The organism is Pseudomonas sp. S3_A09, from assembly GCF_054668065.1.
Genome location: NZ_CP162752.1, coordinates 869044 through 879836, shown reverse-complemented (window position 1 = coordinate 879836; position 10793 = coordinate 869044). Strand labels below are relative to the sequence as shown.

Sequence of the window (10793 nt, the reverse complement as noted above, 5' to 3'; positions counted from 1 at the left end):
ACCACACTTTGCGTGATATGGCCCGCCGGCCTTTCCCGGTATGATGTTCGCCCCCGCAGTCTGGATTGCGAATACGCCATGACCTTGCAGTACCCTACAATCGCCGATTGCGTCGGCAACACGCCCCTGGTCCGCTTGCAACGCATGGCGGGAGACACCAGCAACACCCTGCTGCTCAAGCTCGAAGGGAACAACCCGGCCGGTTCAGTGAAGGACCGCCCGGCGCTGTCGATGATCACCCGTGCGGAGCTGCGCGGGCAGATCAAACCCGGCGACACCTTGATCGAAGCCACCTCGGGTAACACCGGCATCGCCCTGGCCATGGCCGCCGCGATCAAGGGTTACAAGATGATCCTGATCATGCCCGACAACGGCAGCGCCGAACGCAAAGCGGCGATGACCGCCTACGGTGCCCAACTGATCCTGGTCACCCAGGAAGACGGCATGGAAGGTGCGCGCGATCTGGCTGAACGCATGGCTGCCGAAGGCCGCGGCCTGGTGCTGGACCAGTTCGCCAACGGTGACAACCCCGAGGCGCACTACACCAGCACCGGCCCGGAAATTTGGCGCCAGACCCAGGGCACCATCACTCATTTCGTCAGCTCCATGGGCACCACCGGCACCATCATGGGCAACTCGCGCTACCTCAAGGAGCAGAACCCGGCCATCCAGATCGTCGGCCTGCAACCGATGGAAGGCTCGGCCATCCCAGGTATCCGTCGTTGGCCCGAAGAGTATCTGCCGAAGATCTACAACTCGAGCCGCGTCGACCGCATCATCGATATGGCGCAGCGCGAGGCCGAAGACACCACCCGCCGCCTGGCCCGTGAAGAGGGCATCTTCTGCGGCGTGTCTTCCGGTGGCGCGGTGGCGGGTATGTTGCGCTTGTCCAAAGAGGTGGAAAACGCGGTGATCGTCGCGATCATCTGTGACCGAGGCGACCGTTACCTGTCGACCGGCATCTTCGACGAACCCAACTGATGGCCAAGCACGAGAGAGGCCTGCGCTTCCAACCGACGGGCGGCAGCCGCGCCCCGCAGATCCCCGTGGGCAAGAAACAGCGCCTGACCATCGAGCGCCTGGCCAACGACGGCCGAGGCATCGTGTTCTTTGAAGGTCGCACCTGGTTCGTGAACGGCGCGCTGGCGGGCGAAGAAGTCGAAGCACGGGTGCTGGGCACCCATGGCAAGATCGTCGAGGCGCGCACCGAGCGGGTGTTCAGTGCCAGCGAATTACGCCGTCCGGCGCCGTGCGCGCATTTCGGGCGCTGCGGCGGTTGCAGCGTGCAGCACTTGCCCCACGGCGAACAACTTGCCCTGAAACAGCGCATGCTTGCCGAGCAACTGTCCCGCGTGGCGGGTGTCGAACCGCAGGAGTGGGCCGCGCCGTTGAGCGGGGCGGAATTCGGTTACCGTCGCCGCGCCCGCGTGGCCGTGCGCTGGGACGCCAGGGCGAAACAGCTGGAAGTGGGTTTCCGCGCGGTGGCTAGTCAGGACATCGTCGCCATCGACGAATGCCCGGTGCTGGTACAGGCCTTGCAGCCGATCATGCAGCGCCTGCCCAACATGCTGCGTCGCTTGAGCAAACCTCAGGCGCTGGGGCATGTGGAGTTGTTCAGTGGTACGTCCGTCGCCGTGTTGCTGCGCCATATAGCGCCGCTGTCGGAAGCGGACCTGCAGGTGCTGAAAGAATTCTGCGCCTTCCATGAAGCCCAATTGTGGCTGCATGGCGAGGGCCAGCCGGAACCGGTTGAGGCCGATTCGGTGCTCGGGTTTCGCCTGAGTCACTGGGATCTGGAGCTGGCTTACCGGCCCGGAGATTTTGTCCAGGTCAATGCCGGGGTCAATGAAGCGATGGTTGCCCAGGCCTTGGAATGGCTGGCGCCACAACCCGATGAACGGGTGCTGGACCTGTTTTGCGGCCTGGGCAACTTCGCCCTGCCACTGGCGCGCCAGGTGCGTGAAGTGGTGGCGGTGGAGGGGGTGCAGACCATGGTGGAGCGGGCGGCCGTCAACGCCGTCAGCAACGATTTGCATAATGTGCAGTTTTTTCAGGCTGATTTGTCCCAGCCTTTGACTGACGCGGAATGGGCCAAACAAGGCTTTTCTGCGGTACTCTTGGACCCACCCCGTGATGGTGCCCTGGAGGTTGTGCGCAAGCTCGCGACCCTGGGAGCCAAGCGTCTGGTGTATGTGTCCTGCAATCCGGCCACGCTGGCGCGGGACACGGTTGAGTTGGTCAAGCAAGGCTACCGGCTAAAACGTGCCGGGATCCTCGACATGTTTCCGCAAACCGCGCATGTCGAGGCCATGGCGTTATTTGAAGCGGGCTAGGATGCCCGTTTAATCCGACCGGCCTGTCGTCTCCAGGGCCTGTGATCTGCCAGGGAGCAGTAGAAGGTCGGCGATGAATTCTGGCGCATCGAAGGTGCGTCGTAGGGAAGGTAAGCAAGATGGTACAGGTGAGAGCACACCAGCCGATCAACACCGACGGCAGTATCAATCTCGAGGCATGGCTGGATCATGCCATCAGTGTCGACCCGGCACTGGACCGTGAAGCCTTGAAAGCAGCCTGCGAGTTCGCTCGCGAGTCTGAGCAGCAAGACAATGCTTCCAAGAACCTCTGGGCCGAAGGCACTTCAAGCTTTCGCACCGGGTTGGAAATCGCCGAGATCCTCGCCGATCTCAAGCTGGACCAGGATTCACTGATCGCCGCCGTGCTGTATCGCGGCGTGCGGGAAGGGCATATTCAGTTGGCGACCGTGGGCCAGCGTTTCGGCTCCGTGGTGGCCAAGCTGATCGACGGCGTGCTGCGCATGGCTGCGATCAGCGCCAGCCTCAGCCCGCGTCAGTCCATGGTGCTGGGCACTCAGGGCCAGGTCGAGAACCTGCGCAAGATGCTGGTGGCGATGGTCGACGACGTCCGCGTCGCCCTGATCAAGCTGGCTGAGCGTACCTGCGCAATCCGTGCGGTGAAAACCGCCGACGACGAGAAGCGCAACCGCGTTGCCCGCGAAGTCTTCGACATCTATGCACCGCTGGCGCATCGTCTGGGTATCGGCCATATCAAGTGGGAGCTGGAGGACTTGTCCTTCCGCTACCTTGAACCCGATCAATACAAGCAGATCGCCACGCTGCTGCACGAACGGCGGCTCGACCGTGAGCGCTTCATCACCGACGTGATGAACCAGTTGCGCTCCGAGCTGCAGGCCACCGGTGTCGAAGCCGACATCAGCGGCCGTGCCAAGCACATCTATTCCATCTGGCGCAAAATGCAGCGCAAGGGCCTGGCGTTCAGCCAGATCTACGATGTGCGCGCCGTGCGCGTGCTGGTGCCGGAAATGCGCGACTGCTACACCGCGCTGGGTATCGTCCACACCTTGTGGCGGCATATTCCCAAGGAGTTTGACGACTACATCGCCAACCCCAAGGAAAACGGCTATCGCTCGCTGCACACCGCGGTGATCGGCCCCGAGGGCAAGGTGCTGGAAGTGCAGATCCGCACCCACGCCATGCACGAAGAGGCGGAGTTGGGTGTGTGCGCGCACTGGCGCTACAAGGGCACCGACGTCAAGGCCGGGTCCAACCAGTACGAGGAGAAAATCTCCTGGCTGCGTCAAGTGCTGGAATGGCACGAAGAACTGGGCGACATTGGTGGCCTGGCCGAACAGCTGCGCGTGGATATCGAGCCTGATCGGGTCTACATCTTCACCCCTGACGGCCATGCCATCGACTTACCGAAGGGCGCGACGCCGCTGGACTTCGCCTACCGCGTTCACACCGAGATCGGTCACAACTGCCGGGGTGCCAAGATCAACGGGCGCATCGTGCCGCTCAACTACAGCCTGCAGACCGGTGAACAGGTCGAAATCATTACCAGCAAGCACGGTACGCCGAGCCGCGACTGGCTGAACCCGAACCTGGGCTACATCACCACGTCGCGGGCGCGGGCGAAGATCGTCCACTGGTTCAAATTGCAGGCGCGCGACCAGAACGTCGCCGCCGGCAAAACCTTGCTTGAACGCGAATTGGGGCGTCTCGGCCTGCCTCAGGTGGACTTCGACAAGTTGGCCGAGAAAGCCAACATGAAGATCGCCGAAGACATGTTCGCCGCCCTCGGCGCTGGCGATTTGCGCCTGGCGCAATTGGTGAACCTGGCCCAGCAACTGGTCGAGCCGGAACGTGGCAGCGAACAGCTGGAACTGATTCCACGCAAGGCCACCGGCTACAAGCCTGGCAAGCGCGGCGATATCCAGATCCAGGGCGTGGGCAACCTGATGACGCAAATCGCCGGCTGCTGCCAGCCGCTGCCGGGCGACGCCATTGTCGGTTACATCACCCAGGGCCGCGGCGTGAGCATTCACCGCCAGGACTGCGCCTCGGTGCTGCAATTGGGCGGGCGTGAACCGGAGCGGATCATCCAGGTGAGCTGGGGCCCGGTGCCGGTGCTCACCTACCCGGTGGATATCATCATTCGCGCCTATGACCGTTCCGGTTTGCTGCGGGATGTGTCGCAAGTGCTGCTCAACGAGCGGATCAACGTGCTGGCGGTCAACACCCGCTCGAACAAAGAGGACAACACTGCGTTGATGTCCCTGACCATCGAGATTCCGGGGCTGGACGCGTTGGGACGGTTGCTGGGGCGGATTTCCCAGTTGCCGAACATCATCGAGACACGCCGCAACCGTACCCCATGAACATCTGGATGAGCACAGTCTGAACGGTGGGAGGGGGCTTGCCCCCGAAAGCGGAGTGTCAGGTACCAGATTCTTGGTTGACCCACCGCAATCGGGGGCAAGCCCCCTCCCACCGTTGATCGGCGGTGTTCATACCTGATCGGAAGTAGAATGATGTATTCACTGGATGACCTGCTGCACCTGATGAGCCGCCTGCGCGACCCGAAGTACGGGTGCCCGTGGGACATCAAGCAAACCTACGCCACCATCGTCCCGCACACGTTGGAAGAAGCCTACGAAGTCGCCGACGCCATCGAGCGCGGTGACTTCGATCACCTGCAAGGCGAGTTGGGCGACCTGTTGTTCCAAGTGGTGTATTACAGCCAACTGGCGCGGGAAGAAGGGCGCTTCGAATTTGCCGGGGTGATCGACAGCATTACGCGCAAGCTGATCCGTCGCCATCCCCATGTGTTTCCAACCGGTGATCTGTATGCACCGCTGGATATCCCGCAGTTGAGTGAAGAACAGGTGAAGGAGCGCTGGGAGCAGATCAAAGCCGAGGAACGGTCGGAAAAGTCCGACGCGCCGGAGCAGCTTTCCTTGCTGGACGATGTGCCCACGGCGCTGCCGTCCCTGTCCCGCGCCGCCAAATTACAGAAGCGTGCCAGCCAGGTCGGCTTCGATTGGCCCTCCGCCTTGCCGGTGGTGGACAACGTGCGCGAAGAACTGGATGAAGTGCTCGAAGCCATGGCCGACAACGATTCGGTGGCCATTGCCGATGAGGTCGGCGACCTGCTGTTCGCGGCAGTCAACCTGGCCCGTCATCTCAAGGTCGACCCGGAAACCGCGCTGCGTGGCGCCAATGCCAAGTTCGAACGTCGCTTCCGATTTATCGAACAGGCATTGCGCGATACGCACCAATCCATAGAAGATTGCACCCTCGAAACGATGGACGCCCTGTGGGGCGAAGCCAAACGTCAGGAAAAGAATGTGTCCAGCTGCGGTTGAGCAGTTGCCTAAGTGAGTAAGCACCATGAGCCTTTCCCTTCGCGACCAGTTGCTCAAAGCAGGTCTGGTCAACCAAAAGCAGGCCAAGCAGGTCGGCAAAGAGAAACAGAAGCAGCAGCGCCTGGTCCACAAAGGCCAGATCGAGGCGGATGACACCCAGGCCCGCCTGGCGGCCGAAGCGCAGGCCGAGAAGGTCAAACGCGACCAGGAACTGAACCGCCAACAGCAGGAAAAAGCCGAAGCCAAGGCCCGCACCGCCCAGGTCAAGCAACTGATCGAGACCTCGCGCCTGCCCAAGCTGACCACCGAGGACTACTACAACTTCGTGGATGACAAGAAGGTCAAGCGCCTGTCGGTCAACACGTTGATGCGCAACAAGCTGAGCAACGGCTCCCTGGCCATCGTGCACCACGGCGGCAGCTACGAGGTGATCCCGCGCGAGGCAGCACTGAAGATCCAGGAGCGCGCACCAGAGCGTATCGTGCAGCTCAATATCCTGACGGAAAGCCAGGTGCCGGATGAGGATGATCCGTACGCGGCCTACCAGATCCCGGATGATCTGATGTGGTAAAGCTGTAGGCCTGAAGGAGGGTGAGTACGCTTGCCCTGCGCTGCGTAGCAGTGCGAAAAACACAAACCCTGCTCAAAAGGCAGGGTTTGTTTTTGCAGGGGCCCAGCTGCGTGGGCCCGGCCTCTGCACAATTTCAGAGTCTCAGGAGCCTTGCGCCTGGCGTCTCATCTCAAGGGCTTCGAGCTCGTTTTTATAATTATGAGCGTCGCTCTCGTTGTGAAACATGCCGACCAACAGGTCTTGTTGGTGTACATCCCAGATGTGAATCCCATGGCCCAGTGCTTCGTGGGACATATGTTCGTCGTCGCGTTCAGTTACTTTTACAGTCATCTGCTTGCTCCAATCTCTGGTGGATCTGCGGCAAGTCGTCGCAGGCCTTTGTTATATGATTTGTTAGCTTGCTAAGTAAACCGACTTTTCGTGCAACAATTCATTGCGGAAAACGCAACAGTGCTGCAGGCCGCGAAAACCGTGACATTGCGTCGCAGGGTGCTGAGTTTTATGACAAAAGTTTCATGTTGGCGTAAGGCTTCAGCCTCTATTGATTGAGCCGCCGCTATCGCAGGCAAGCCAGCTCCCACCTTTTGAAAAGCATTCCAAATGTGGAAGCTGGCTTGCCTGCGATAGCGCGAGAAGCTTCAAAACAAAACGAGCAGACGAAAAAAAGCCCCGCATTCCGCGAGGCTCTTTTTTGATTCACCAGCGCATCAGCTACCTTTGACAGCCTTACCGTCAACGGTGCCGTCCTGCAGCATGATGTTGTATTCCTTACCGTCGGTTTCCACCTGACGCAGGGCAACCAGGATGCCGCCCTGGTCCTTGGCAAACCACATCTGGGTGATGCGCTTGCTCTGAGTCGGGTCACGCACGCGCTCTACCTTGATCGCGTCGATGGATCCCACCTTGGTCTGGACCTTTTCCGGGCCGATCACGCGGAAGTCGTAGGTGTCGACGTCAGTGCCTTCCACCACGTTGTAGCTCATGCTCTTCTTGCCGGCAGCCACATCGCGCTGCAGGGCCAACTGGTAGGTCGACTTGTCGAGCATGCTGCTTTGCAGGGGCACGTTGACTGGGTCTTTGTTCTCAAAACCGGTGACTTTCTTGGCGGTTTGATCGAAGTCCAGGTTGATCTTCTTTGCCTTGCCCAGACCGCCGCGTTCGAAGGTGTAGCTCTTCGGTTGCAGGGTGTCCTTGTCAAACAGGATCACACTGGTTTCGGTCAGGCTGGCGATCATCATCGAAGCCTTGAAGTTCAAGGTCCAGGTGCCGTCGCTGTTCTTGGTCAGGCTGCGTTCTGCCGAGCCACTCATGGGCAACTGTTTCCAGTCGGCGGTATAGCTGGCGGAGAATGGATGTAAATCTGCTGCTTGCACGGCAGGCAAGGCAAACAGAGCAAAAGCGAAGAGCAAGGCGCGACGCATAAAATCTCCTAGGTTCGAATCAAGTGGCCGCTGGCCGCGAGTAACTGACCGTCCAATAATGCACCCTGGTCACCAAGAATCAACCGTCCCTCGGCAAACCAGCGAACGGCCAGCGGGTAAATCCTGTGTTCCTGGGTATGAACCCGTTGCGCAAGTGTCTGCGCCGAGTCGTCAGACTCTACCGGAACCACTGCCTGTACGACCAGAGGCCCGCCATCGAGTTCCTCGGTGACAAAGTGCACGCTGCAGCCGTGCTCGCTGTCGCCGGCGTCGAGCGCACGCTGGTGCGTGTGCATGCCCTTGTATTTGGGCAGCAGGGACGGGTGGATATTGAGCAGGCGCCCTTCGTAATGCCGCACGAAATCAGCGCTGAGGATGCGCATGAAGCCGGCAAGTACCACGAGTTTGGGGTTGAAGGCGTCGATCAGTTCGATCAAGGCGCTGTCGAAGGCCTCGCGGCCTTCGAAAGCCTTGTGATCCAAGGCGCGGGTGTCGATACCCGCGTCCCTGGCGCGTTGCAGGCCGTAGGCGTCGCTGCGGTTGGAGATCACCGCAGCGATGCGCACCGGGCTGTCGCCGGTGCGCGTGCTGTCGATCAAGGCCTGCAAGTTACTGCCGGTGCCGGAAAGCAGCACCACGACATCACAGGTCTGAGGCATCAGTGAGCCTTGAGGTTCTTCAGTTCAACCTGGGCCGCGCCTTCAGGGGCGGTAGCGATCTGGCCGATGACCCAAGGCTGCTCGCCGGCTTCACGCAGTACATTCAGCGCGGTTTCAACGTGCTCTTGAGCCACGCAGATGACCATGCCCACGCCGCAGTTCAGTACGCGGTGCATTTCGGTTTCGTCGACGTTGCCTTTCTCTTGCAGCCAGTCGAATACCGCAGGACGCTGCCAGCTGGCCACGTCGACGATCGCCTGGGCGCCTTTTGGCAGGACGCGCGGGATGTTGTCCAGCAGGCCGCCGCCGGTGATGTGGGCCATGGCTTTGACCGCGCCAGTGTCCTTGATCAGCTTGAGCAAGGGCTTGACGTAGATGCGGGTCGGGGCCATCAGCAGGTCGGTGAGCGGCTTACCGTCGAGCTGAGTGTTCTCGATCTCGGCGCCGGACACTTCGATGATCTTGCGGATCAGCGAGTAACCGTTGGAGTGCGGACCGGAAGAGGGCAGGGCCAGCAGGGCGTCACCGGCGGCAACCTTGGAGCCGTCGATGATTTCGGCTTTTTCCACGACGCCGACGCAGAAGCCGGCCAGGTCGTAGTCTTCGCCTTCGTACATGCCTGGCATTTCAGCGGTTTCGCCGCCGACCAGGGAGCAACCCGACAGTTCGCAGCCGGCGCCGATGCCGGTAACCACTTGTGCAGCGGTGTCCACGTTCAGTTTGCCGGTGGCGTAGTAGTCCAGGAAGAACAAGGGTTCTGCGCCGCACACCACCAGGTCATTGACGCACATGGCAACCAGGTCGATGCCAATGGTGTCGTGCTTGTTCAGGTTCAGTGCCAGGCGCAGCTTGGTGCCCACGCCGTCGGTACCGGAAACCAGTACAGGCTGCTTGTAGCCGGCCGGGATTTCGCAGAGGGCGCCAAAACCGCCCAGGCCGCCCATGACTTCGGGGCGCGCAGTGCGCTTGGCGACGCTCTTGATGCGTTCGACCAATGCTTCACCGGCGTCGATGTCTACACCGGCGTCCTTGTAGCTCAGGGAGGGTTGCTTGCTCATGATCCAGGCCTTTAGGGGGGATTCAGGGGTAACGACCGAGCGGGCAGGCGCTTTTGGTAAAAGGCCCAGCCGTTGACGGTCTGCGAAGGCGCGCGATTTTATCAGGCTTGAGGGGCAGCGGCCATCCTCGGGCCGACGGGCAGGGCCATATAGGCAAAAAAGCCGGTTAAAAAAATGCTAATCGGCTCTGCTTTGGCGTGTATTAAGGTATAGCCTTTAACCCGCTATCGTTATGACAGTACAAAAACTGCCGAGTCCTCGTGAATGTTTTACCGGTCGCCATGGTCACAGCCTTGGCAAACCGGATCCACGCGGTCTGTTGCAGCCGCTAAATTTGTCGTTCGGGAATCTTCCATGCGTCTGTGTAAATTCTTCTTTGTAGGCTGCTTGTCGTTGCTCAGCCTGGCGAGTCATGCCGAAACCCTCAATGGCCTTTATCAAGTACTTGAACCCGTCAGCAGCCAGTCGCCCCAGGAGCGCGACCAGGCCACCCAGCGCGCCGTGCAGACCCTGGTGATCCGCCTGACCGGCGACGCCAAGGCCGCCGACGGCCCGGGCCTGGCGGCCGTTCGTAAAGATCCGCAACAAATCATCAGCCAGTACGGCTATGACGCCGGCCCGCCGGAAAGCCTGCAAGTGGATTTCGACCCGGTGAGCACCGATCGCGTCCTGCGTGAAGCGGGCTTGTCGATCTGGGGCAGCAATCGGCCGTCGATTCTAGGCTGGTGGCTGAACGACTCCACCGAAGGCAGCAGCCTGGTTGGCGATGGCCAGACCGTCGCCCAAGCGTTGCGCCGTGCTGCGCAACACCGTGGCTTGCCGTTGCGCCTGCCGCTGGGCGACCTGGATGAGCAGGTGGTCGCTACCGCGCCGAACCTGGAAAGTGCCGACGCAACGCCGCTGCGCACCGCCTCCGAGCGTTACGGCGCCGATGCCTTGCTGGCCGTGCATGCGCGCCAGGAAGGCAGTCAATGGCAAGCCAAATGGCGCTTGTGGCTGGGCGACAAGAGCGAGCAGGGCACGGTTCAAGGGGCCGACACCGGCGCCGTGGCCGATGCGGTGATGCTGGCGGTGAGCCAGAAGCTCGCGCCGCGCTTCGCGGTCAAGCCCGGCGTGAGCACCGAACAGTTGCTGGAAGTGCAGGGCATGACCCTGGAGCGTTATGCCGCACTGGGTCATCTGCTGGAGCCTTTTGGCGGTCAGCCGCAGTCAGTGGATGGCAATCGCATCGTGTACCGCGTCAACGGCAGTGCCGATCAGTTGCGCACCCAGTTGAGCCTGGCCAAGTTGCAGGAGATTCCTGCGGGTGAGGCGCCGGTCCAGCAATCGGCAGTGGATGGCGCGCAACCGGCAATGGCACCCGAGCCTCAGGCGCAATTGCGTTTTCGTTGGTAGCGGTTT

At 61.0% G+C, this 10793-nt stretch carries 10 protein-coding genes; 6 read left to right on the top strand and 4 right to left on the bottom strand.

Annotated features, from left to right (window positions below; all coding sequences use genetic code 11):
* Positions 1-78 precede the first annotated feature (78 nt).
* The 5 genes from cysM (at position 79) to AB4N92_RS04160 (ending at position 6254) form a co-directional block, all read left to right on the top strand.
* Positions 79-981 (top strand): cysteine synthase CysM, encoded by a 903-nt coding sequence (cysM, locus tag AB4N92_RS04180; RefSeq protein ID WP_021490869.1) that lies wholly within the window; start codon positions 79-81, stop codon positions 979-981.
* Positions 981-2333, top strand: coding sequence for a 23S rRNA (uracil(1939)-C(5))-methyltransferase RlmD (gene rlmD, locus AB4N92_RS04175; RefSeq protein WP_010208652.1), 1353 nt, complete (start codon positions 981-983; stop codon positions 2331-2333). The genes cysM and rlmD overlap by 1 nt, the downstream gene beginning before the upstream one ends.
* 119 nt (positions 2334-2452) lie before the next feature.
* Entirely contained in the window at positions 2453-4696 is a 2244-nt protein-coding gene (gene relA, locus AB4N92_RS04170) for a GTP diphosphokinase (RefSeq protein WP_021490867.1), read from the top strand.
* A 153-nt stretch (positions 4697-4849) separates the two neighbouring features.
* Positions 4850-5683 (top strand): nucleoside triphosphate pyrophosphohydrolase, encoded by an 834-nt coding sequence (mazG, locus tag AB4N92_RS04165; protein ID WP_042571879.1) that lies wholly within the window; start codon positions 4850-4852, stop codon positions 5681-5683.
* A 25-nt stretch (positions 5684-5708) separates the two neighbouring features.
* Positions 5709-6254 (top strand): DUF2058 domain-containing protein, encoded by a 546-nt coding sequence (locus tag AB4N92_RS04160; RefSeq protein WP_021490865.1) that lies wholly within the window; start codon positions 5709-5711, stop codon positions 6252-6254.
* 141 nt (positions 6255-6395) lie between these two features.
* On the opposite strand, the gene AB4N92_RS04155 is transcribed toward AB4N92_RS04160, so the two are convergent.
* The 4 genes from AB4N92_RS04155 to purM form a co-directional block, all read right to left on the bottom strand.
* Positions 6396-6584: a hypothetical protein gene (locus AB4N92_RS04155; protein WP_010208657.1), complete on the bottom strand. Its 189-nt coding sequence runs from the start codon at positions 6582-6584 to the stop codon at positions 6396-6398.
* A gap of 377 nt (positions 6585-6961) precedes the next feature.
* Positions 6962-7675: a DUF3108 domain-containing protein gene (locus tag AB4N92_RS04150; protein WP_010208658.1), complete on the bottom strand. Its 714-nt coding sequence runs from the start codon at positions 7673-7675 to the stop codon at positions 6962-6964.
* Positions 7676-7683: 8 nt separating this feature from the next.
* A complete protein-coding gene (purN, locus tag AB4N92_RS04145; RefSeq protein ID WP_042571878.1) occupies positions 7684-8334 on the bottom strand; it encodes a phosphoribosylglycinamide formyltransferase in 651 nt (216 codons plus the stop codon).
* A complete protein-coding gene (purM, locus tag AB4N92_RS04140; protein WP_010208661.1) occupies positions 8334-9392 on the bottom strand; it encodes a phosphoribosylformylglycinamidine cyclo-ligase in 1059 nt (352 codons plus the stop codon). The genes purN and purM overlap by 1 nt, the downstream gene beginning before the upstream one ends.
* A 354-nt stretch (positions 9393-9746) precedes the next feature.
* Here purM and AB4N92_RS04135 point away from each other — a divergent pair, with 354 nt between their 5' ends.
* Entirely contained in the window at positions 9747-10787 is a 1041-nt protein-coding gene (locus AB4N92_RS04135; protein ID WP_010208662.1) for a DUF2066 domain-containing protein, read from the top strand.
* The last annotated feature ends 6 nt before the right edge of the window (positions 10788-10793 follow it).

Bases quoted from the DNA above. Each gene is read 5' to 3' on its own strand.
- cysM (WP_021490869.1), top strand. From the start codon at position 79: ATGACCTTGCAGTACCCTACAATCGCCGATTGCGTCGGCAACACGCCC.
- rlmD (WP_010208652.1), top strand. From the start codon at position 981: ATGGCCAAGCACGAGAGAGGCCTGCGCTTCCAACCGACGGGCGGCAGC.
- relA (WP_021490867.1), top strand. From the start codon at position 2,453: ATGGTACAGGTGAGAGCACACCAGCCGATCAACACCGACGGCAGTATC.
- mazG (WP_042571879.1), top strand. From the start codon at position 4,850: ATGTATTCACTGGATGACCTGCTGCACCTGATGAGCCGCCTGCGCGAC.
- AB4N92_RS04160 (WP_021490865.1), top strand. From the start codon at position 5,709: ATGAGCCTTTCCCTTCGCGACCAGTTGCTCAAAGCAGGTCTGGTCAAC.
- AB4N92_RS04155 (WP_010208657.1), bottom strand. From the start codon at position 6,584: ATGACTGTAAAAGTAACTGAACGCGACGACGAACATATGTCCCACGAA.
- AB4N92_RS04150 (WP_010208658.1), bottom strand. From the start codon at position 7,675: ATGCGTCGCGCCTTGCTCTTCGCTTTTGCTCTGTTTGCCTTGCCTGCC.
- purN (WP_042571878.1), bottom strand. From the start codon at position 8,334: ATGCCTCAGACCTGTGATGTCGTGGTGCTGCTTTCCGGCACCGGCAGT.
- purM (WP_010208661.1), bottom strand. From the start codon at position 9,392: ATGAGCAAGCAACCCTCCCTGAGCTACAAGGACGCCGGTGTAGACATC.
- AB4N92_RS04135 (WP_010208662.1), top strand. From the start codon at position 9,747: ATGCGTCTGTGTAAATTCTTCTTTGTAGGCTGCTTGTCGTTGCTCAGC.